The organism is Haloechinothrix salitolerans, from assembly GCF_042662605.1.
GTDB classification, from domain to species: domain Bacteria; phylum Actinomycetota; class Actinomycetes; order Mycobacteriales; family Pseudonocardiaceae; genus Haloechinothrix_A; species Haloechinothrix_A salitolerans.
This window is the reverse complement of record NZ_JBHSXX010000001.1, coordinates 1,043,365-1,064,436: the sequence shown is the minus strand read 5'-3', so window position 1 is coordinate 1,064,436 and position 21,072 is coordinate 1,043,365. Positions and strand designations below refer to the sequence as shown.

The 21,072-nt window shown below is 69.1% G+C and carries 21 protein-coding genes; 13 read left to right on the top strand and 8 right to left on the bottom strand.

Features of this window, described 5'->3' with window-relative positions:
- Positions 1-116: 116 nt before the first annotated feature.
- The 5 genes from ACFQGD_RS05080 (at position 117) to ACFQGD_RS05060 (ending at position 5,352) form a co-directional block, all read left to right on the top strand.
- Entirely contained in the window at positions 117-1,481 is a 1,365-nt protein-coding gene (locus tag ACFQGD_RS05080) for a serine hydrolase domain-containing protein (protein ID WP_345395612.1), read from the top strand.
- 97 nt (positions 1,482-1,578) lie between these two features.
- Positions 1,579-2,706, top strand: a complete 1,128-nt coding sequence (gene serC / locus ACFQGD_RS05075; protein ID WP_345395609.1) for a phosphoserine transaminase — start codon at positions 1,579-1,581, stop codon at positions 2,704-2,706.
- A gap of 191 nt (positions 2,707-2,897) precedes the next feature.
- Positions 2,898-3,734 (top strand): septation protein SepH, encoded by an 837-nt coding sequence (sepH, locus tag ACFQGD_RS05070; protein WP_345396110.1) that lies wholly within the window; start codon positions 2,898-2,900, stop codon positions 3,732-3,734.
- A 167-nt stretch (positions 3,735-3,901) separates the two neighbouring features.
- Positions 3,902-4,675: a hypothetical protein gene (locus ACFQGD_RS05065; RefSeq protein ID WP_345395606.1), complete on the top strand. Its 774-nt coding sequence runs from the start codon at positions 3,902-3,904 to the stop codon at positions 4,673-4,675.
- Positions 4,672-5,352, top strand: coding sequence for a hypothetical protein (locus tag ACFQGD_RS05060; protein WP_345395603.1), 681 nt, complete (start codon positions 4,672-4,674; stop codon positions 5,350-5,352). The genes ACFQGD_RS05065 and ACFQGD_RS05060 overlap by 4 nt, the downstream gene beginning before the upstream one ends.
- A gap of 16 nt (positions 5,353-5,368) precedes the next feature.
- Here ACFQGD_RS05060 and ACFQGD_RS05055 read toward each other — a convergent pair whose 3' ends face one another.
- Entirely contained in the window at positions 5,369-6,019 is a 651-nt protein-coding gene (locus ACFQGD_RS05055; RefSeq protein WP_345395600.1) for a DUF2537 domain-containing protein, read from the bottom strand.
- A gap of 38 nt (positions 6,020-6,057) precedes the next feature.
- Positions 6,058-6,870, bottom strand: coding sequence for a TrmH family RNA methyltransferase (locus ACFQGD_RS05050; RefSeq protein ID WP_345395597.1), 813 nt, complete (start codon positions 6,868-6,870; stop codon positions 6,058-6,060).
- A gap of 209 nt (positions 6,871-7,079) precedes the next feature.
- Between ACFQGD_RS05050 and ACFQGD_RS05045 the strand changes: the two genes are divergently transcribed.
- The 3 genes from ACFQGD_RS05045 (at position 7,080) to ACFQGD_RS05035 (ending at position 10,214) form a co-directional block, all read left to right on the top strand.
- Complete coding sequence (locus ACFQGD_RS05045; RefSeq protein ID WP_345395595.1) at positions 7,080-8,561, top strand: glutamate-cysteine ligase family protein; 1,482 nt, start codon at positions 7,080-7,082, stop codon at positions 8,559-8,561.
- 133 nt (positions 8,562-8,694) lie between these two features.
- Positions 8,695-9,318 carry a superoxide dismutase gene (locus tag ACFQGD_RS05040; protein ID WP_345395593.1) on the top strand — a complete coding sequence of 208 codons (624 nt, stop codon included), beginning with the start codon at positions 8,695-8,697 and terminating at the stop codon, positions 9,316-9,318.
- 134 nt (positions 9,319-9,452) lie between these two features.
- Complete coding sequence (locus tag ACFQGD_RS05035; protein ID WP_390183641.1) at positions 9,453-10,214, top strand: arylamine N-acetyltransferase family protein; 762 nt, start codon at positions 9,453-9,455, stop codon at positions 10,212-10,214.
- 135 nt (positions 10,215-10,349) lie between these two features.
- Here the strand turns inward: ACFQGD_RS05035 and ACFQGD_RS05030 are convergent, their stop codons facing one another.
- A complete protein-coding gene (locus tag ACFQGD_RS05030; protein WP_345395590.1) occupies positions 10,350-10,781 on the bottom strand; it encodes a MarR family winged helix-turn-helix transcriptional regulator in 432 nt (143 codons plus the stop codon).
- A 39-nt stretch (positions 10,782-10,820) separates the two neighbouring features.
- On the opposite strand from ACFQGD_RS05030, the gene ACFQGD_RS05025 reads away from it, so the two are divergent.
- Positions 10,821-11,096: a DUF2530 domain-containing protein gene (locus ACFQGD_RS05025; RefSeq protein WP_345395587.1), complete on the top strand. Its 276-nt coding sequence runs from the start codon at positions 10,821-10,823 to the stop codon at positions 11,094-11,096.
- Positions 11,097-11,116: 20 nt separating this feature from the next.
- Here the strand turns inward: ACFQGD_RS05025 and ACFQGD_RS05020 are convergent, their stop codons facing one another.
- Positions 11,117-14,110, bottom strand: a complete 2,994-nt coding sequence (locus ACFQGD_RS05020) for a sacsin N-terminal ATP-binding-like domain-containing protein (RefSeq protein WP_345395584.1) — start codon at positions 14,108-14,110, stop codon at positions 11,117-11,119.
- Positions 14,107-14,904, bottom strand: a complete 798-nt coding sequence (locus ACFQGD_RS05015) for a DUF3027 domain-containing protein (protein WP_345395581.1) — start codon at positions 14,902-14,904, stop codon at positions 14,107-14,109. Before ACFQGD_RS05015 ends, ACFQGD_RS05020 begins: the two co-directional genes overlap by 4 nt.
- A gap of 60 nt (positions 14,905-14,964) precedes the next feature.
- Here ACFQGD_RS05015 and ACFQGD_RS05010 point away from each other — a divergent pair, with 60 nt between their 5' ends.
- From ACFQGD_RS05010 to ACFQGD_RS05000, 3 genes are read left to right on the top strand one after another with little or no spacing between them, the layout of a single operon-like run.
- Positions 14,965-15,795 (top strand): glutaminyl-peptide cyclotransferase, encoded by an 831-nt coding sequence (locus tag ACFQGD_RS05010; RefSeq protein ID WP_345396104.1) that lies wholly within the window; start codon positions 14,965-14,967, stop codon positions 15,793-15,795.
- 52 nt (positions 15,796-15,847) lie between these two features.
- Positions 15,848-17,629, top strand: a complete 1,782-nt coding sequence (locus tag ACFQGD_RS05005; RefSeq protein WP_390183642.1) for an MFS transporter — start codon at positions 15,848-15,850, stop codon at positions 17,627-17,629.
- Between the two features lie 2 nt (positions 17,630-17,631).
- Positions 17,632-18,138 carry a DUF2771 family protein gene (locus ACFQGD_RS05000; protein ID WP_345395576.1) on the top strand — a complete coding sequence of 169 codons (507 nt, stop codon included), beginning with the start codon at positions 17,632-17,634 and terminating at the stop codon, positions 18,136-18,138.
- Positions 18,139-18,198: 60 nt separating this feature from the next.
- Here the strand turns inward: ACFQGD_RS05000 and ACFQGD_RS04995 are convergent, their stop codons facing one another.
- The gene (locus tag ACFQGD_RS04995; RefSeq protein ID WP_345395573.1) at positions 18,199-18,585 is read right to left on the bottom strand and encodes a cold-shock protein; all 387 of its coding nucleotides are present in this window, start codon (positions 18,583-18,585) and stop codon (positions 18,199-18,201) included.
- 225 nt (positions 18,586-18,810) lie between these two features.
- On the opposite strand from ACFQGD_RS04995, the gene ACFQGD_RS04990 reads away from it, so the two are divergent.
- Positions 18,811-18,999 (top strand): hypothetical protein, encoded by a 189-nt coding sequence (locus ACFQGD_RS04990; RefSeq protein ID WP_345395570.1) that lies wholly within the window; start codon positions 18,811-18,813, stop codon positions 18,997-18,999.
- 39 nt (positions 19,000-19,038) lie between these two features.
- On the opposite strand, the gene ACFQGD_RS04985 is transcribed toward ACFQGD_RS04990, so the two are convergent.
- Complete coding sequence (locus tag ACFQGD_RS04985; RefSeq protein WP_390183643.1) at positions 19,039-20,190, bottom strand: DUF742 domain-containing protein; 1,152 nt, start codon at positions 20,188-20,190, stop codon at positions 19,039-19,041.
- Positions 20,191-20,429: 239 nt separating this feature from the next.
- A complete protein-coding gene (locus ACFQGD_RS04980) occupies positions 20,430-21,047 on the bottom strand; it encodes an HAD family hydrolase (protein WP_345395564.1) in 618 nt (205 codons plus the stop codon).
- Positions 21,048-21,072: the final 25 nt, after the last annotated feature.

The window sequence follows — 21,072 nt, the reverse complement described above, 5'->3', positions numbered from 1 at the left end:
CCCCGACGTCCTGGGTCGCGAGTCCCGACTTTCGGCGGGCGGAGCCGACGGTGCCCGTCGTGGCCAGTGGCGAAATGGCACCGCACGATGCGGCCATTCAGTGCAAAATGACGCGCATGCTCCCTAGTACCGAGTTCGCCCTCCTATCGCGCATCGCCACCGAGCAGACGACGAACCGTGCGCCGTCGCTGGTCGCGGGCGTCGTGCGGGGCGACGAGTTGGTGTGGTCGGGCGGCCGTGGCTTCGTCGACGACGTCCCACCCACGAACGACACCCAGTACCGGCTCGGCTCGATCACCAAGAGCCTGACGGCAGCGCTGGTCATGCGGCTGCGCGACGAGGGCAAGCTCGACCTGAACGACCGGGTCGACGCCCACCTCGACGACGCCAAGACCGAGGCATTCGGACGGCTGACCATCGCGCAGCTGCTCGCACACACGTCCGGCATCACGTCGGAGTCGCCGGGCGAGTGGTGGGAGCGCAGCATCGGCGACACCTGGGAGGCACTGGCCGCCGACCTCACCCCCGCCGAGCTGAAGCTGCGAGCGGGCAAGCAGTTCCACTACTCCAACACCGGTTACGGCATCCTTGGCGAGATCATCGCGCGGCTGCGGGAGTCCACCTGGCTGGACGCGCTGCGCGACGAGGTCCTCACCCCGCTCGGCATGTCCCGCACTACCCCGCATCCTGAGGGTGTGGCGGCTAAGGGCTGGGCGGTGCACCCGTTCGCGGACGTCGTGCTGCCCGAGCCGACGCCGGACGCGGGCGCCATGGCCCCGGCAGGGCAGCTGTGGTCCACGGTTGACGACCTCGCGCGCTGGACGTCGTTCACCGCCGGATTCAGCGGCGACGTGCTGCATCCGGACACCGTCGCGGAGATGCGCCAGGCGGTCGCCGTGGACGATGGCGACGTCTGGGCGATGGGCTACGGCCTCGGCTTCCAGCTGGTCAGGCAGCACGGCCGCAGCTACGCGGGTCACACCGGGTCGATGCCGGGCTTCGTGGCATGCTCGATGGTCGACCAGACGTCGGGCACCGGTGCGCTCGCGATGGCCAACACCACCGCTGGGGTGAGCATCTTGGGCGTGGTGATCGACCTGATCCGCACGGCCGACGAGCGCGAGCCCGCGTTACCTGAACCGTGGCGGCCCGCCGATATCGACCTCAAGCTGCTGGAACTCACGGGGCTCTGGCATTGGGGACCCTCGCCGATCCACGTCAAGGTGCTGCCGAACGGGTGGCTCGATCTGGCGCCGGTCGGTGCGGGACGGCGCTCCCGGTTCCGCCCCGTGGGTGACGATGTGTGGGAGGGCCTCGACGGCTACTACGCGGGCGAGACGCTGCGTGTCGAGCGGGACACGCAAGGTGTGCCGCACCACCTCAACCTGGCGACGTTCATCTTCACCCGGACGCCGTACGACCCGAGCGCTCCGATTCCCGGCGGCGTCGACGAGGCGGGCTGGCGCTCCGCGACCGAGTGAGCCGGCGAGGCAGGGTGGCGCCCGCGACAGACTGAAACGAATGCGGTTGGGCACACCGATGGGTCACGAGAGCGGGACGTCAGTCACACTGACTGGCATGACCGAATCTGGACAGGTGATCATCCCCGACGACATCAAGCCATCCGACGGGCGCTTCGGCTGCGGCCCGTCCAAGGTGCGGCCGGAGCAGCTCGCCAACCTGGCATCAGACGGCGCTTCCGTCATGGGCACGTCGCACCGTCAGAAGCCGGTCAAGTCGCTGGTGGGCCGCGTACGCGAGGGCCTGCGTGAGCTGTTCAGCCTGCCCGAGGGCTACGAGGTCGTGCTCGGCAACGGCGGCACCACCGCGTTCTGGGACGCCGCGGCGTTCGGGCTGGTGCGCGAGCGCGCGCAGCACTTCACCTACGGCGAGTTCTCCTCGAAGTTCGCGAAGGTGACCAAGGGCGCGCCGTTCCTCGCCGACTCGATCGTGGTCGAGGGCGAGCCGGGCAGTGCCCCGGAGATCAGCTACCAGCAGGGCGCTGACCTGGTCGGCTGGGCGCACAACGAGACGTCGACGGGCGTCGCCGTGCCGGTGCGCAGGCCGGAAGGCAGCGACGGCGCGCTGGTCGCGATCGACGCGACGTCTGGCGCCGGTGGCCTGCCGGTGAACGCCGAGGACTTCGACGTCTACTACTTCGCGCCGCAGAAGTCGTTCGCCTCGGACGGCGGGCTGTGGCTCGCGCTGATGTCGCCCGCCGCGATCGAGCGGATCGGCGAGATCGGCGGGTCGGACCGCTGGGTGCCGGAGTTCCTGTCGCTGACCACGGCGCTGGACAACTCCCGCAAGGACCAGACGTACAACACGCCCGCCGTGGCGACGCTGTTCCTGCTGGCGGACCAGCTCGACTGGATGAACGGCAACGGCGGTCTGAAGTGGACGACCGAGCGGACGGCCGAGTCGTCCGGCAGGCTGTACGAGTGGGCGGAGAAGACCAGCTACACCTCGCCATTCGTGTCCGAGACGGCGCTGCGCTCGCAGGTCGTCGGCACCATCGACTTCTCGGACGACATCGACGCCGCCGCGATCGCGAAGACGCTGCGCGCGAACAACATCGTGGACGTCGAGCCGTACCGGAAACTGGGCCGCAACCAGCTGCGTGTCGGCACCTTCCCCGCGATCGAGCCGGACGACGTCACCAAGCTGACCCGCTGCATCGAGTACGTGGTGGAGCGGCTCGGCTGAGGGCTGCCGGTGTCGTGAAGGGCATCTTGCTGGCGTCAAGCGCCAGTAAGATGCCCTTCACGGCTCTCACCTTCGCCCATCCGCGTGATCAACTAGACCAGATTGGGCCAAGTATCGGCGTGGCTCGACCGTCAAGCCGACGCGCCGATTTACTGTTACCACTCGGATAGGTGACGTCGCGGGAGGCGGGAATGCGAGCGCTACGGGTTGTCGGGCTGCACGAGGACGGGAAGTCCATCGTGTGCGAAGACACCGAGCGCGGGGAGAAGTTCTTGCTCCCGGCCGACGAGCGGCTCCGTGCCGCGGCACGCGGCGATATCACCCGGCTCGGACAGATCCAGATCGAGTTGGAGAGCCAGATGCGCCCACGCGAGATTCAGGCCCGCATTCGTGCCGGCGAGACCGTCGAGCAGCTCGCGGCCAGCGCCGGGATCCCGGAGCAACGTGTGGAGCGTTTCGCCTACCCCGTGCTGTTGGAGCGCGCCCGCACCGCCGAGCTGGCGCAGGACGCCCACCCGATACGGGAGGACGGCCCTGACGTGCGCACCCTAGGCGAGGTCGTCGCGTACGCGTTCGGCGTGCGCGGGCAGGACTACAGCACCGCGAGGTGGGACGCCTGGCGCGGCGACGGCGGCAAGTGGGTCATCTGCCTCCAGTGGCAGACCGGGCGCTCGGACAACCGCGCGCACTGGTCGTTCTCCCCTGGCGCGCATGGCGGTACCGTGACCGCGCTCGACGACCACGCGGCAGACCTGCACGACCCCGAAGTCGGCCGGTCACCACGGACGTTGCGTCCGGTGACCGAGGAAGCGGACGACGCGCAGGCCATGCTCGACTCGGCCGGTGACGCTGAGCAGGACGAGGGCGCCACGGTGATCGAGGCCCCGCTGCCCACGCAAGCCGAAGCCGAGTCCGCTCCGGAAGCACCAGCGGACGACGTCCCGCAGCGACGTAAGACCAAGAAGGGGCATCCTGTCGTCCCCGCTTGGGAGGACGTCCTGCTCGGCGTGCGTAGCCAGCGCGGCTAGCACCCCGCGGAACCCGGTCGCCTTCCGCCGCGTCTCAACCAGCACGGAGGCAGGAGGGGACGCATGATCGGGTACACGGTGAACATCGCCGAACTTGGCACGCTGATCACCACGCTCGACGATGGGCCACATGAGGGCCGCGACATCAGCAGGGCCCTGGACGGATCATGACCCGCGGGTTCGATGCGCTGGGGTTCAACCCCGCACCAGGCGAGCTCGGCAGGGTCGACGCGAGCGCCGAGCGGTACGAGCGAGTCAGTGACCGACTCGCGTTCGCGCGCGATGCGATCAGCTCGATCGTCGACCAGGCCGGGATCTGGGAGGGCGAGGCGGGCGAGGCGTTCGTGCGGCGAGTCGACGATCTGCCCGAGTACCTGGACGCCGCCATGCGGTCGATGTCGCGGGCGGCCGTGGCGCTCGCCGACTGGCACGCTGAGCTGAGCGAGCTGCGGCGGCGAGCATGGGAGCTGGAGCTACAGGCACGCGAGGCCCGCGACGCGGAGCTCGACGTCGTGTTCGCAGCGGCCGAGCGGCTCAGGCGGCAGCACGACGAATCCGCTCGGCGCGTTGCTGGGCTCCTGGAGAAGGCGCGGGACCTCGCCCCTGACGACCTGGGCTTGTCCGGCGGGTGCCTCGAAGCGGCGGGTGACACCTTCGGCACGGTCGGCATGGAGTTCGCCGAGGCCCGCGGAGACGCCGAGCGCGTCGTCGCCGACGTCATAGACGACAGCGCGAACGTCATCGCCAACGCATCGGACGTTCTGCGCGACGTCGGCGGGCTCGCCGTGGCTATGCGGCCCGGTTCTGGCGTGGGGTCGCTGGCCATTCAGGAAGAAATCGCGGTGGCGCTAGAGAACGCCATCGCCGACGGCATCGACGAGGACAGCGCGACGCGAGCCGAACGCGATCGAGAGCGTGTCGAGGAGCGTGGGTGGGAATGACCGAGGAGCGAACGCACGAGCCGGAACTGCTGCTGACGCCGCCGCCGGGGTTCGTCGGGTTGCCGCTGCGCGCCAACGAGCAGGACAACGCGCCCAGCGTCGACGTGCTGGCCGCGAAGCTGACACCGCATGCTGGCGAGCACACCGCGGAACTCCCGAGGTACGTCACGTGGTTCGCGCACCTGCTCGCGGAGGAGAGCATCCGGCTGTACGGCCGGTTTCCCGTCGACGTTGACGCTGTTGCCGAACCAGTACTCGCCGATCTCGCCGTTGCCATCACCTCGCTGAACATGACCAGCGAGGACCAGCTGGCAGCGCTGCGCAGCCACCGCGATGTCGCGGCCGCGCGGCTCCGGCAGCGGTATCAGGAACGGCATCCACACGCCGACGTCAGGGTGATCCGGTTGGCCATCGGCCCGGCGATGGTGGCGGTGACCGCTGGTGAGTACCGCCTGCCGTCCGACCTGACCGGGAACGGACATGCGGCGGTGCTGCCGCGCATCACCGCGGAGTTTCAGATCCCGACGCCGGACGGCGCGCACGTCGTGCTGATGACGGTCAGCACCGCGAACGATGCGGCCTGCCAAGCGGTGCTGACGGCGGCGATGCGAGTCGCCAACAGCGTCCGCGTGACGCGGCCGCGCCGGGACACCGCGGCGGCAACCCCGTCGGCGTAAGCATGGCCTCCCGCCGCTAGAACAGCACGAACAGCGCCCCGAGCCAAGACACCGCGAGGCCAGCCGCCGCACCGAAACACACCCATCTGATGATCGGCACGCGCCTGCCGAGCCACAACGACGGCAGTAGGCCACCGCTCACGACGGCGGCGGCGAGGAACGCGATCCAACCTTGCGTCGCGCGTTCCAGCGTCGTGATCAGGCCAAGCATCGCCACGGCCACGACGATCATCATCAGCGCGGACACGGTGAGCCCGGTCGCCCACGGCGTCGGCTCGCCCGGTGAACGCTGGAACAGTCCTCGGTCGTAGCCACGCGCGTGCCGAGGTCCACGACGTCGGCCGTCGTCGGGGCTGGGCACCACAACGGTCGCCATGTCGGTCACCGGATCGCGGTACTGCACCGTCATGCGCATCTCGGTGGCCACCCTCCCGGCGAGCTGACGTCCCCGCCGAGACACTACCCCGACGGCGTCGTGGCTTGGATCGGACAGCGCCGCGCTCTGACCGGTCGCCGCCTTGCGCATCGCGGCGGCGACCCGCGCCCACTCGTGCAGCGCGGCGGCGAGGTCGGCGCCGAGCGGCAACTGCTCCGGCGCGAGTTCGTGCACGGTCTCGGAGTCGCCACGGGCGAGCACGGCGCGATCACCCCGAACCCGCAGCTCCACGTACGCCTCCCGACTCCGATTCCGCTGTTCGGTCTAACTTAGCTCACCCGGTGGGCGAGCTCGTAGAAGGCGATCGCACCAGCCGTGGCGACGTTGAGCGAATCAACGCCATCGGCCATGGGGATGCGCACCGCGACGTCCGCCGCCTCGATCGCCGCGTCGGTCAGTCCGTCACCCTCCGCGCCGAGCAACACCGCGATCCGCTCGCCCTCAGTGGGTTGGACTTCGTGGAGCGAGACCGCGTTCCATCGAGGTGTCAGTGCGGCGACGCGAAACCCGTTGTCTCGCAACGTCGTCAGCGCTTTCGGCCACTCCTCCGCCGTCGCGAAAGGTACCCGCAGTACATGCCCCATCGACACCCGCACGCTGCGCCGGTACAGCGGGTCGGAGCAGCCAGCGCCAAGCACCACCCCATCGACGTCGAGCGCGGCGGCGTTGCGGAACAGCGCGCCAATGTTCTCGTGGTCACCGACACCTTCGAGGACAGCGATAGTTCGTGCGGACGCCGCGAGCTCCGTGACCGATAGGCGGGGCACTCGGTCGGCCACCGCGAGCACACCACGGTTGAGATGGAACCCGACCACCGTCGCCATGACGTCGGCGGAAGCCACGTACGCGGGACAGGCGACGTCGGCGAGGTCGTCGCGCAGCTCCTCGATGCGCCGCCCCACACCGAGTAGCGCGCGGACCGGGTACGGCGACGCGAGCAACCGGCGGACGACGATCGTTCCTTCCGCGATCACCAAACCCTTGCCGCCAGGACGGTCCGGCCGCCGGTCAGCGCGTTTGAGATCCCGGAAGTCATCGACGCGGTCGTCGTCGGGATCGTCGATGACGATCTGGGTTGCCACGCCACGACTTTGCCATTGGCTTTGACGTTCCCTACGCATGGGTGAGCCCGTTCGGGGACGCCTTTCGCCGAGGGCCGTCAGTTGAATGCACAGCGTTAACTCTCACTCACCGAGAGCACCAGTTTGGCCGCTAGCTGGGGCGTCGATTTCTGTGTCACGGTTGTTCGCCGGGGGTTCGCCATAGGCCTACGAGAGGGAAGCGGGGCGCGATGGGCAACGACGTACTGGCGAACTCCACCGACAGGGCGCACTATCGCTACAAAGTACAGCGCTGCCTCGATTCGATAGAGCAGATGCTGGCGGAGGGCCGGTTCCGCACGCAACCACAGCGGATCGGACTCGAACTGGAGCTGAACCTCATCGACGGTGGCATGCGGCCGTCGATGAGCAACGGCGAGGTGCTCGATCAACTCGACGATCCGGTGTTCACCGCGGAGCTCGGCCAGCACAACCTCGAACTCAACGTGCCACCCCGGGCGCTTGAGGGCGACGCGCTGCTCGAATGGGACACCCAACTACGCGCCTACCTCGCCAAGGCCGACGTCGCGGCCGGCGAGGCGGGCGCGAGCCTCGCCATGATCGGCATCCTGCCGACGTTGACCGAGGAGCACTTCGAGTCGAAGTGGTTCACGAGCAACGCGCGGTACGCCCTGCTCAACGACGAGATCATCGCCGCGCGCGGCGAACTCACCCACCTCGCCATGGAGGGCCCGCCGCTGCCGGGACGACGTCCGGAGATGCTTCGCAGCCAGGCCGACTCGATCCTGCCAGAAGCGGCATGCACTTCCGCGCAGTTGCACCTCCAGGTCGGGCCTGACGAGTTCGCGCCCTACTGGAACGCGTCGCAGTGCCTGGCGGGCGTGCAGCTCGCGATCGGCGCTAACTCGCCGTTCCTGCTCGGCAAGGCCCTCTGGCACGAGACACGGATTCCACTTTTCCTGCAGTCCACCGATACCCGGTCGCGGGAGCTGAAGAACCAGGGCGTCCGGCCGAGGGTGTGGTTCGGTGAGAAATGGATCACGTCGATCTTCGACCTGTTCGAGGAGAACGTCCGGTACTTTCCCGGCCTACTCACCGAAACCGACCCCGAAGACCCGATGGACGTGCTGGAAGCGGGCGGCGCGCCGCGGCTGACCGAGCTGCGCATGCACAACGGCACGGTGTGGCGCTGGAACCGTCCGGTGTACGACGTCGTCGACGGCATGGCGCACCTGCGCGTGGAGAACCGGGTGCTGCCAGCGGGACCGACCGTGGCCGACGTCGTCGCCAATGCCGCGTTCTTCTACGGCGCACAATGCGCGCTGGCGCGGGCGGAACGTCCGGTGTGGTCGGCGATGGCCTTCAAGGCGGCGGAGGAGAACCTCGAACGCGGCGCCCGCGACGGCATGGACGCCCAGCTCTACTGGCCGGACGTCGGCTGGACGCGGCCGGACGACCTGGTGCTGCGCGTGCTGCTGCCGCTCGCGTACGAGGGGTTGATCTCGGCGGGGGTGTCCGCGCAGGCGGCGGATCGCTATCTCGGCATCATCGAACAGCGCTGCATCGCGCGCCGCACCGGATCGTCATGGCAGCGCGACTGCGTCGACCGGCTGGAACGCGCCGGAGCGGATCGGGAGTCCGCGCTGCGCGACATGCTGACCCGCTACACCGACCACATGCACGCGGGCGACCCGGTGCACACCTGGCGGTAGGCGCTGGCTCCCACATCGTGGGCAACAACGACGCGATGACGTCACGTTGATCACCCGGTTCGCCCGTGGATTGGATCCCTATTAGGTTGGGTACGCACGGACTACTTACCCGCGTCAACCTCAAGGAGGGGCGATGGCTCTGTACGAGCTCCCTGACCTGGACTACGACTACGGCGCGCTCGAGCCGCACATCTCCGGCGAGATCAACGAGCTGCACCACAGCAAGCACCACGCGACCTACGTCAAGGGCGCGAACGACACGATGGAGAAGCTCGCCGCCGCACGCGACTCCGGCGACTTCGGCTCCATCGTCGGCCTGGAGACGACGCTGGCGTTCAACCTCGCCGGCCACGCCAACCACGTCGTGTGGTGGAAGATCCTCTCGCCGAACGGCGGCGACAAGCCGACCGGTGAGCTGGCCGCGGCGATCGACGACAGCTTCGGCTCCTGGGACAAGTTCAAGGCGCACTACGAAGCGGTCGCCACCACCATCCAGGGCAACGGCTGGACGGCGCTGTCCTGGGACCCGATCGCCAAGAAGCTGATCATCCAGCAGCTGCGCGACCACCACAACAACATGGCGCTGCCCACCGTCCCGATTCTGATGACTGACATGTGGGAGCACGCCTTCTACCTGCAGTACAAGAACGTGAAGCCGGACTACGTCAAGGCGCTCTGGAACGTCTACGACTGGGCGGAGATCGGCAAGCGCTTCGACAACGCCGTCGCTGGCGGCAACGGCCTGCTGCTGAGCTGAGGCTCCACTCGCGCCGTGTGAAGGGCGTCTTCGCAACACATAGCGTCGCGAAGACGCCCTTCACTATGTCTGACGACTGCCTGACGGTGGTGCCCCTTGACCTCGAGTGCACTCGAAGTGCCACGCTCGATCGCGTGGACGACACCCAGATCGACGCCTACCTCGCGCGCATCGGCGCGCGACGGCCAACCGCGCCCACCCCTGAAGTCCTGCACGAGCTGCACGAACGACACCTGGACACGGTGCCGTTCGAGAACCTGTCCATCCACATCGGCGAGCCCATCAGGCTGGACGCGGACGCACTGCACGACAAGATCGTCCACCGCCGCAGGGGTGGATTCTGCTACGAGCTGAACGGCGCGTTCGCGATGCTGCTGCGCGCGCTCGGCTTCGACGTCTCACCGCTCTCGGCCAAGGTCTACCGCGACGATGACACGCTCGGCCCGCCGTTCGACCACATGGCACTACGGGTCGGCGAGTGGCTGGTCGACGTCGGATTCGGCCGGCACACGCGGCATCCGCTACGGCTGGCTAGTGAGGCACCGCAGCACGACCCCGAGGGCGTGTTCCGGCTAGCCGCCAGGCCAGACGGCGACGTTGACATCTACGCGAACGAGAAACCCGTGTACCGCCTCGAACTCCGGCCGCGCGAGCTGAGCGACTTCGTCCCGACGTGCTGGTGGCAGTCGACGTCGTCCGACTCCCACTTCACCCGGTCAGTCACGTGCTCGCTGCCAACGGCGTCCGGCCGCGTCACCCTCAGCGGCGACCGCCTCATCGAGACGATCGACGGTGAGCGGAAAGAAACCACGCTGAGCGACGACGCCGAGATCCTGGCCACGTACCGGTCGCGCTTCGGCATCCACCTTGATCAAGTACCGCGCGTTGGCACGTAGCCTTACGCGCGACGAGGCCCGTGGCGCTTGCTCCGCCACGGGCCTCGTCTGTTCCCGAACTGACTGCCGCTCCCACCACGAAGCGGACGTTGATTAGGTTAGCCTAACCTCGCTCGGTCGCGCAAGGGGTGCGCTTCACCGCCCCGCCATTCGCTCGATGATCTCGGCGGCCTCGCTGAGAATCTCGCGTTCGTCGGACGACAGCTTCGCCAGCCGCTCGTCGAGCCACGCCTCCCGCGCCGAGATCGTGGCCTCGACGTACTCCCTGCCCGAGTCGCTCAACTCGACGATCGCCTGCCTGCCATCGGTCGGGTGCGGCTGCCGCTCGACGTAGCCAAGCCGTTCCAGCGCGGCGATCACCCTTGTCATCGACGGCGGCTGCACACCTTCCTTCGCGGCAAGCCTGCCAGGCGTCAGTGCGCCGCACTTGTGCAACGTCGACATCGCCGACAGTTGCGTCAGCGACACGCTCGACTGCGGGTGCTGTGCGCGTAACCGACGATTGAGCCTCACGACCGCGAGCCGCAGCTGGCTGGCGAGGGTGCGTTCATGCGCCGCTTGTGCCATTTCGTCAGCCTACCGAGCGCTGGCAGTACGCTTGATACCGTGACCAACCCGCCTGACGACGTGGCGCCAGCCACACCACCCGAGCTGCCAAAGCCGCTGGTCGACCTCACACCCGCGGTGCTGGTCGGGACGTCGATCTGGGCGATCACGCTTGCCACACTCGTGGTGCTGGCCGTCTGGTTCGGCCACGACGCCGATCTCTGGATCCGGACGTCGATCGCGGGCGTCGCCCTCGGCGGCGTGGGGTTGAGCATCGTCGCCTGGCAGCGCCGCGCCTCCCGCAGCGGCTCCCGAGGGGCCCAGCGGGGGTTGTGACCGTCTGGCGGGCCGTGTCCTCACGCGAGCAGCGTCGTCGCCGTGGGGTCGGCTAGCAGGGCCTCGATGAGGTGGCGGAGGTCCCAGCGGTCCGTGGCGTGAGCGAAGGCACGGGCAAGACCGGGCTCGCTGTCGTCGGCATGGAGCACGCCGTCGTCGTCCACCCACCACGACGCGGACACCGTGGCGCCACCGGCCCCATGGAGGCGGACCTCAAGGCCGGGATGCAGGCCGACGCCGCCCTCCGGGACGTCGAGGCCCAGCAGCTCAGCGACGACGCATACCGCGCTCAGCTCGGACCAGCCGATCAGCTCCCCCGAGGACACCACCACGCCCGCCGCCCGCTCGCTGGCCAGTGGGACGTCAAGCACGTCGGCGAGCGCATCAGCCACCGCGACGGTATCGGCCGCGACCAACGTCGCCGGGTCAACGACGCCCACGAGCCACGGCGCGTCCAGAGCGCCCACCGCGTCGGCGTCGACGACGCTGCCATCCAGCACCCGCACGGCATCCGGCGGACTGACGGCCGCCGCGGCCCCCGGCGGTAACGCGGCCAGCGCGGCGTGCGCCCGCAGCACAACACCCTGGCGCGGCTCGCGGGAAGGGTCAGCCAGCCGGTCAAGCAGGTCTTCGGCGTCATCGGCATCGGAAACGTCAAGGCTGTCCCGCACGCCGGCGGCGGCAAGCACGGCGTGGCTCAACCCGACGTCCGGCACCGAGTCGTACAGCCCCGCGAGCGCCTCGCACTCCGGGAGTCGCCAGTGGCACGGCGCATGGCCGCCGAGTACGGCGAATCGGGCGAGCCACCATCCGGTGTGCCCGCCTGGCGCGGTCACGGCCTCCCACGTCTCGCGCTGGGCGGAGAGCAGCCGGAGGGCGGCAGGCCAGGCGTCGTCGTCGACCAGGTCCAGGTCGCGCACCGCGAGCAGTGTGGCGGGTACCTCGGCGCGCGCGTCCCACCATTCTCGCTCGTCCGGTAGGTCGTGATCGGGTTCGACCGGTTCCGGGTCGCTGACCACGGCGAAAGTGTCGAGCACGCCGACCATCCGCAGCGTCTCGACAGGCCATCGCGCGGCGAAGTCCTTGTCGACGACGTCAAGGGCGGCGTCGTCACCGATCGCGTCGTCCGCGAAGACGTCGAGCAGCGGCGAGGACGGCAGCAGCAACTCGTCGGCGCGCCGCCAACCGCCATCGGAAGCAGGCAGCGCGAGCGCGCCGAGCCAGCCGGGATCGGAGCCGCCGGAGCTGTCGGACACCAACCGCAGCACCAACCGCACGAGCGCCCCGACGTCCATGCCCGCCGAGGCGTCCGGGACGCTGCGTTCCACCGCCGCCCGCAGCGCTGGCGCCGACAGCAACCCCGGCGCGTCGACGACGTCCGCCCCGATCCGTCGCAGCAGCGGGTGCGCGACGTCGGGATCCGCGACGTGCAGGCCGACGACATCCGCCTCGGCCAGCAGCTCGAGCACCTCTTGTTCGGCGACCTCAGGCAGCAGCACGCCGCGCACGCCAGTGACAAGGCGACCGTCGATCAGGGGCACCGGGAGTCCGGACAACGCGTCCGCGCTCACGGCGTGAGCGTCGAGCGCGGCGGTCAGAACGTCATACAGCTCGCGCCACCAGCCCACGGGTCTCGTGATCCCCGCCAAGCCGTCCACGGCGTCGGCCACGGTCAGCGTCGTGACACCAAGCGGCGCCAGCGGGCGGAGCGCACCGGGCCCTAGGGGCGCGGCCATATCGGACAGCACCTCACCGAGTAGCGCGCCGAGATCCGGCAGGTCGACGTCGAGCACCTTCGCCTCTGCACCGGACAGTTCTCCGCCGCCCGCGCGCGGGAGCCAGGCGGACGTCCGGAGCCGCTCGGTGATCTCCTCACGCAACGTGGCGTCCACATCGGATGCCGGAAACCCGGACGACGGGACCAGCGCCAGGCGCTCCGCCGGCGCGACGGAGCGCACCAAGTCCAGGTACGACTCCGCGGCAGCGGCGAGGACGGCCGACACCGCGGGACCGGCGAGCACCCGCCGTCGCGACGGTTCGACCGGTACCGATGCGATCAACCGCGCTGGCAACGTCATTCGCTCGTCGGTGGCGGTCGGGGCATGCAGGACGTCGCGCTCCAGGGGGCACGGCGCGCCGGAGACGTCGACCGGCAGCGCCCACAGCGCCGTCCACCGGGGCACCGCCTCAATGCCCAACGTCGCCACCTGCGCGGCCGTGAAGTCCCCACTCGTCTCGCGCACCAGCCACCGGCGGACCGGCTCGCCATCGCGCGCGATCGCCACCACGTCCGGGACGGGGGACACGACGTCGGGAACGGGGGACACGGCGCTGGGGCCGGAGCGGGTCCACACCGCGTCGGGCAGCTCGACCCGCGTCAGCGCGGGCAGGGTGAGCAAGACGTCGTCGATCTCAGCGGTGATGTCGGCCAGTAGCCGTTCGACGTCGACGTCCGGGCGCAACGGTAGGCGCACCTCGGTATCGAAGCCCTCCGGCGGCGTCTCATCCGTCGGCCACGGCAGCCGCAGCACCGGGACCGCGCCATCGCGCCTGCGCACCTGGTCAGCCAGCTCCGGCGACTCCGAGACGACGTCCCTTGTCAACGCCTCCGAGAACGCCACACCACCGGTGCGCGAGACCACACGAGGTTCGCTCGACACCGCGAGAACCGCGGCGAAGCCCACGCCGAACCGGCCGACCGTCACGCCGCCGCGCTTGGCCGAGGCCCGCAGCGACGCGAGCGCGGCGACGCCATCGGCGTCCAGCGTGGCGCCGGTGTTCGCGACCCGCAGCTCCGAGTCGACCACCGACACCCGCACCCGGCCCGGCACCCCCGCCAAGGTCGCCGCGTCCGCGGCGTTCTGCGCCAACTCGACGAACAGCCGATCGGCGTAGCCGCCGATGCGCAGGTCCTCCTCGGAGTTCGCGTCCTCGGTGAACCGGGTCGGCGACGCACGCCACGCCTGGACGACGGCGTCGCGCAGCGCGGCGGTATCGAACGGGTCAGCCGTCACCGGGAGCTGGCATGCGGTTCGACGTCCAGCAGCGAGTCGTCGTAGATCAGGTCCGCGACGGGGACGGGGGCGCTCTTGTCGACCACGATCTCGGAGTGCGCGCCGCAGCCGTACTCGACGTGGACGACGTGGCCGTCAGCGGGCGCGATCTCGTTGCCACACACGCCGAACGCCGCGCTCAGCGACCCGGCGAGCGGCAGGTAGAACCCACAAGTCCCACACGGCTCGCGCACGCTGCGCGCCATGTCCGAACGAGGGCCGAACTCGCCGGAGCGCCATCTGGCGGCCGCTTCGAGCCTTCCGGTGCGCGACATCACCCGCTCGCGGCCGAGGCCGACGTCCATCGCGACGTCCTCGACAGCGGGGTCATCGCTCTGTAGGTAAGCCGGGACGAGGCGCTCGTCATCAGGCTCCGGCGGGAATAGGTCGCCGATGCCGAGGTCGCCGGGCCGCACACGCTGCTCCCACGGCACCCAGTCCTTCGCGACCAGCGCGTCCTCGCCCGGGCGCAGCAGCACCTCGCTGACGGTGACCGGGAACTCCTCGCCCGCCGTGGCGACGGTGACCTCCCAGCGCCAACCCCGGTAACCAGGCACATCCGCATGGAACAGATGGGTGACACAGTCCTGGCTTTCCGGCGTGACGCCGATATGCTCACCGACGACAGAGCCCGGGTCGTAACCGCGGTCAGCGGCCTCGTCGCGGGCAACCGAGCGCGACAGTTCGACCGCGTCAACCAGCTCAGGCGCTGGTTGCGGCTGCGCGGTCTCGGTTGCGGTCGACGTCGAGCTCATGGTTTCGAGAATAAACGCAGGCTCTGCAGAGAGGCGTGGCTGGTGCGTAGCGGACTCTTCATGATCGGGACCAGGCTCCTCGTGAGCATGCTGCTCGCCGGGGCTACCCTCGCCGGATGTGGCGCCAGCGGTGAACCGGCGAGGGGCACGAAAACCAATGGTGAGGCCGGGATAGTTGCGCCGCAACCGCCCGAGCGCTTGCGTGCGCAGGTCCTGGAGACGCTTCCACATGACACAAACGCTTTCACACAGGGATATGAGATCGCACACGGCGTCCTGTATGAGAGTACTGGCCGGGTCGGCAAGTCCTGGGTGCGGGCCGTCGACACCACGACCGGCGAGGAACTAGCGCGCGTCGCGCTACCGCCGCCGCTGTTCGGCGAGGGCATCACGGTAGTCGAGGACTCACTCTGGCAGGTGACGTGGCAGAACGGCATCGCCATCCGCCGCGACGCCGATACCCTCGCCGAGCGCGAGCGCGTCGAGTACTCCGGCGAGGGCTGGGGGCTGTGCCACCAGGCCGAAGAGGAACGGCTGGTGATGAGCGACGGCTCGGGCACGCTGACGTTCCGTGACCCCGAGACGTTCACCGAAACCGGGTCGGTGCGGGTGCGATCCGGTGGCGAACGGGTGGACCGGCTCAACGAGCTGGAGTGCGTCAACGGCACGGTGTACGCGAACGTGTGGCAAACCGACACGATCCTGCGCATCGACGTCGGCGAGGGCACGGTCACCGGAGAGATCGACGCCTCCGGCCTGCTCGAACCGTCCGAACAGGCGACGGCCGATGTCCTCAACGGCATCGCCGCGATTCCAGGAAGCGAGTATTTCTTTCTCACCGGCAAGCTGTGGCCCAAGACGTTTCGAGTGCGCTTCGTGCCACAACAGTGACGTGCCGCGACCGGTGCGCCCGAGGCAAGCTCCCGTAGGGCAGGATTGAGGAGTGATCGGTTCCGGTTCGGATGACAGGTCCGGCTCGCCACATTACGGTGACCGGTCGCGTCGCGCTGGCAGGAAGCCGACCAGAAAATGGGTTCCCGAGCGGGATGACACCCCGCCCCCGCCTCGCGGGGGTCGCGCCACCTCAGAACGGCACGAGCCCCAGCGCAAGGTAACCGCCGACGAAGCCCACACCGTCGAGGTGCGTCGGGAGCAGGCGCCGCCGCGTCCCCGAGGCGCGCCGGCCGAACCCGGGGCGCGCGGCTTCGACCGCTACGGCACCGACGGCCACGTCCGCCGACCGGGCGCGTGGCGCGCGCAACGCCCGCCAATACCGGAAACCGAACCAGGCCCATCCGACACCGAGCCCCCGCCACCGGGCCAGCGGGTACCGAAGAAGCTCACGGTGACCAGGGTCGCGGCGCTACGCGGCAAGGAGCTGTCGGGACGCGCGGTGGACGCCTTCCACCGCGTGCACAAGGCCGACGGCGCCGACAAGTCCGGGCTGACCTCCCTCAGCTACGCCCTGATGATCAATTACGCCAGCGACGCCGCGCTCGCCGTCGCCCTGGCGAACACCCTGTTCTTCTCAGCGGCCAGCGCGGAGAGCCGAGGCAAGGTCGCGCTGTACCTGCTGGTCACCCTCGCGCCGTTCGCCCTGATCGCGCCGCTGATCGGGCCCGCGCTCGACCGGATCCAGCGGGGTCGCAGGCTGGCGATGGCGGCGGCATCGGCGGGCCAGGCGTTGATGTGCGTGATCATCGCCGTCTACTTCGACACCTGGGCGTTGTATCCGGCCGCGCTGGGCAAGATGGTGCTCTCGAAGTCGTTCATGGTGCTGAAGTCCGCGGTGACGCCGCGAGTGGTGCCGCCCGACATCACGCTGTCCAAGACCAACGCGCGGCTAACCGTGTTCGGGCTGGCGGCCGCCGGTGTCGGCGGGGCGTTCGCGAGCCTGTTCAGCTGGCTGGCCGATTCGCCAGGGGCGCTCGTGTTCGCCGCCGCGATATCTGGTGTCGGTGCGGTGCAGGCCATGCGCATCCCAAGTTGGGTGGAGCGCACCGAGGGCGAGATCCCCGCGACACTGCACACTCGCCCACTACGGAAACGCCCGAAACAGCACATCGGGCGCGGCGTCACGCTCGCCTTGTGGGGCAACGGCACGGTCCGGCTGCTGACCGGGTTCCTGATGCTGTTCGCGGCGTTCGCGGTGAAGGCGGACGCCGAGGTGAACGACAAGGGACCGTTCATTCAGTTGCTGCTGCTCGGCATCATCGGCGGCGCGGCGGGTCTCGGTGGCTTCCTCGGCAACGCCATCGGGTCTCGGCTCCACCTCGGCCGACCGGACCAGGTGATCATCGGCGCGTTGAGCGCAGCCGTTGCCTCCACGGTGCTCGCCACGATCCTTCCTGGCATACCGACGGCGGCGATAGTCGGGCTCGCCGGGGCGACCGCCAGCGCGCTCGCCAAGATCAGCCTGGACGCCGTGATCCAGCACGACCTCCCCGAGCAGTCCCGCGCGTCGGCGTTCGGTCGCTCGGAAACTGTGTTGCAGCTCGCATGGTGCTCCGGCGGCGCGATCGGCCTGCTACTGCCGCCGACATACTGGATCGGATTTCTCGTCGTGTCGCTGCTGCTCGCGCTCGGTTTGACCCAGACGGCGCTCGTGCAGCGTGGCTATTCCCTACTGCCGAGCACTGACACGTTCCGGCGGTTCGGGCAGCGGGCACAGGCGGGTGTCCCGCGCCGCACGCGCACGCGGCGCGGTCCCGAGCGGAACAGGTGATCATGTCAGCCAGGAAGACCGCGCTTGGCGTGCTGCTCGGCGCGCTCGCGCTCATCACGACGTCCTGCGCCGACGCGGGACCGCCCGAGGTGTCGATCTACGCTGACGGCGAACACACCCGCGTCGCGCCGCTGAAGTACTGCGACGTGCTGATCAACGACTGCGACGCGACACCGGACGCGCGGGCGACGCTCCCGATCCGACCCGGCGAGCCGGTGCAGATCTCGGTACCCGCCGAGATCGCGGAGACCCCATGGCTGGTCAACGTCCAAGGCCTCTCGGCGGACGGCACGCCACTGCCGGTACGCCAGGAATTCTTCGCACCAGGTGAGTCGCACGCCTACACCGCGCGGCCGGCCAACCCCGGCGAACGGTTGCTCGTCGTCGAGGTGCTGCAGCTCGGTGGCGCCTACGCGGGCGGCACGGATGGCAAGCCGATCACGGACGCCGAGGGCAACCCGCAGTTACTCGCACGAGGCTGGTGGAGCCTCCAGCTCGAAGCGCGGTAGCGACGCCCGTCCCCGGGACGTCCGCGTGGCTTTCCTCCGGCCGCGGCTTACGGCGTCGGCTTACGGGTCCAGGTCGCGGGCGACCGCGCGCAGTACCTCCGCGATGCTCTTGCCGTGCTTGCGGTCGGGATAGCGGCCCTTGCGCAGCTCCGGCTGCACGCGCGCCTCAAGCAGTTTGATCATGTCCTCGACCATGCCGTGTAGCTGCTCGGCTGGGCGGCGACGCGCTTCCGCCACGGACGGCGGCGGGTCGAGCAACCGCACCGAGAGCGCCTGCGGGCCGCGCCTGCCGTCGGCGACGCCGAACTCCAGCCGCTGACCGGACTTCAGCGCGTCAACGCCTTGCGGCAATGCGGACTTGCGGATGTAGACGTCCTCGCCATCATCCTGTGAAACGAACCCGAAGCCCTTCTCCGCGTCGTACCACTTGACCCTGCCGGTCGGCACCGCACTCACCATTCCTTCGCTCTGCTTGCCCGCCGCGAGTTTCCACCCTCACGACTAACGCGCCTCGGTGTCCGTCCACCGACGCGCGTCTGGTTACAGCGTAGCCTCGTTCGTTACGCGACGCTCACGGTATTCTCGGTAGTCGCTTGGCGCGTCATCGACGTTAGCCTCACTGCCGTGTTCAGTCGTCCATGGAAGGCTCCCATGCCCCTACGACAGTTTTCCGTGAGTCCACTACATCTCACGGTTGGGTGCTTCGCCATCGGCATTACCGGCATCCTCGTCGTGCTGGCCCTGTACGCGCTCGGCGAGCGCGCCATCCCGGTGTGGTTGACCATGGGATCGGTCGGTTTCACATCGCTGGGGTTCGCCGCCGGGCTCGTACTGCTGTGGCGGGAAGCCCGCTCGGATTAACGTTCCCGAATCCCGCGGTGTTACAAACCGCTGTTCCCGCTAAAGCTTCTTGAGCCCCCGTAAGACCCGTTCCATGAGCGCGAGATCGGGTCCCGCCGCCGACCCGCCGGCGCGGTGCACGACGACGAGGTCTTCCTCCACCATCGCCCCGAGCAACGTCTTAGCGACGCCGAGTGGCACCGACAGCAGCGCGGCGATCTCGGTGACCGAGCGCGGTTGCTCACACAACTCCAGCACCCTGCGATGCTCGTCCCGCAGCGCGTCCTCCGTGCCAGTGACCTGCTGGCGAGCACTGACCAGGGTCTCGACGGCGAAGTCGAGCGATGTCTCGGTACGCCCGCCGGTCCAGACGTAGGGCCGTACCCAGGAGCTGGCGTCCTCGTCGTCGAAGTCCGTGTCGAGCGTGTCGTCGAGGGACTCGTCCGGGTCGTCGGTGCCGTCGACGTCCTGGTCAAGGGCTGCCGGTTCCGGGGCCGATTCGGGGGCCGATTCCGGCACCGGTTCGGGGACCGTGGCGACGTCGTCCCGCGCGACACTGTCGCCGTCATCGGTGACGGGCGTCGCGTCACTGGCATCCGCCTCGGTCCCGGTGTCTGCCTCAGCATCTGCCTCGGTGTCGGACTTGGCTTCGGGTTCGGCGTCAGCTTCGGCGTCGGCCGCCGGTGTCTCGTCGTCGAGGGTGGCCGCTGGCGCCGCGCCCACCAGTTCGACAACGTCATCGCGGTGGACGTCCGACTCGTCGTCGGCACCACCACCAAACGGATCATCTACGGGACCTTGTGCGTCCTCACCAGGAGCCGCCTCGGCGTGCTCGGACAGCTCAGCGGGTTGTGCGATGTCCGTGGCGTCCGTCGTTGCTACGGCAGCCGCATCGCTGTCGTCATCGATCCCTGTGACTGTGGTGTTGTCGTCGGCCCCTGTGACTTCGACTTGGGTGTGAGCATCCGTCGCGGAGAAGTCGCCGTCTACGGCATCGGGATCGGTCGACGGGAACTGCGCGATGAAATCGGCGTGGGCGGCGGCGTCCTCAATGGCAGCCGAAGTCGCCGCATCGGCCTCCTCGCGCTTGTCCGCGCCCTCAGATTCGGGAGTGTCGCCAATGCTCAACTCACCGTCCGGAGTGTCAGACACAGCGTCCGGAACGTCGGACACGACATCGGTGTCCTCGGCGACGGTCGTGTTCTTGATCATCTTCTTCGTCGAGGGGGCTCGTGCGCCAGTGCCGCGTTCGCGGCGGCGCCCACGCCGGGACGATCCGCCTCGTGGACTCACCGCGTCACCCTCCTGTGTGGTCAATGAGTACGCCCGATCGGATGAGCGTAGCCATTTGGCTACCATACGTGCGCGCCTGTGTCGATGCAGCCGTGAGGTATACGAGGAAATTCGCGCCGCATTGCGCCACCGTGACACCTCATACCTGATCGAGTGAACTAGCGTGTGACGGCACGGTGCTCACTGAGCCAGGCAGGGAAGTCATCGAGGCTGGTCAGCACGACGTCCGCGCCCGCGTTGGCCAGTTCATCGGCACCGCAAGGTCCACTCGCCACCGCGACGGACACCGCGCCCGCCCGCCGCGCTCCCCGCACGTCCCCGACGTGGTCACCGACGTAGACCGACACACCGTAGTCGACAAGCGCGGTGGCTTTGGTGTCCGAGAACAGCTCCCCGATCACGGCGTCCACCTCGACGCCGAGCGCACGCAGGTGCAGCTCGGCACTGGGCTGGTACTTACCGGTGACGACGATCACCGCGCCGCCCGCCTCCCGCACGGCCGCGATCGCCGCGAGCGCACCCGGCATCGGCCGAGTCCCTGGCACGACGACGTCCGGGTACAACTGCCGGAATCGGGGCACCAGCTCGGGAATCCGATCCTCCGGCGCACCCGCGTCGCGTAACCCGATCGCGAGCGGCGGGCCGAGTCGCGCGGCGAACCCCGCCGAGTCCAGCGGGAGGCCGGTATCGGTCGCCAACGCGTCAATGATCTCAACCATCCCGTCCCTGGGGTCGATCAACGTCATGTCCAGATCGAATCCGACGCACAAGCTCACGACCGTCGAGCGTAACCGCGCGCGA

Bases quoted from the DNA above. Each gene is read 5' to 3' on its own strand.
- ACFQGD_RS05040 (WP_345395593.1), top strand. From the start codon at position 8,695: ATGGCTCTGTACGAGCTCCCTGACCTGGACTACGACTACGGCGCGCTC.
- ACFQGD_RS05015 (WP_345395581.1), bottom strand. From the start codon at position 14,904: ATGAGCTCGACGTCGACCGCAACCGAGACCGCGCAGCCGCAACCAGCG.
- ACFQGD_RS05080 (WP_345395612.1), top strand. From the start codon at position 117: ATGCTCCCTAGTACCGAGTTCGCCCTCCTATCGCGCATCGCCACCGAG.
- ACFQGD_RS05060 (WP_345395603.1), top strand. From the start codon at position 4,672: ATGACCGAGGAGCGAACGCACGAGCCGGAACTGCTGCTGACGCCGCCG.
- ACFQGD_RS05065 (WP_345395606.1), top strand. From the start codon at position 3,902: ATGACCCGCGGGTTCGATGCGCTGGGGTTCAACCCCGCACCAGGCGAG.
- ACFQGD_RS05010 (WP_345396104.1), top strand. From the start codon at position 14,965: ATGATCGGGACCAGGCTCCTCGTGAGCATGCTGCTCGCCGGGGCTACC.
- ACFQGD_RS05045 (WP_345395595.1), top strand. From the start codon at position 7,080: ATGGGCAACGACGTACTGGCGAACTCCACCGACAGGGCGCACTATCGC.
- serC (WP_345395609.1), top strand. From the start codon at position 1,579: ATGACCGAATCTGGACAGGTGATCATCCCCGACGACATCAAGCCATCC.
- sepH (WP_345396110.1), top strand. From the start codon at position 2,898: ATGCGAGCGCTACGGGTTGTCGGGCTGCACGAGGACGGGAAGTCCATC.
- ACFQGD_RS04985 (WP_390183643.1), bottom strand. From the start codon at position 20,190: ATGATCAAGAACACGACCGTCGCCGAGGACACCGATGTCGTGTCCGAC.
- ACFQGD_RS05000 (WP_345395576.1), top strand. From the start codon at position 17,632: ATGTCAGCCAGGAAGACCGCGCTTGGCGTGCTGCTCGGCGCGCTCGCG.
- ACFQGD_RS05030 (WP_345395590.1), bottom strand. From the start codon at position 10,781: ATGGCACAAGCGGCGCATGAACGCACCCTCGCCAGCCAGCTGCGGCTC.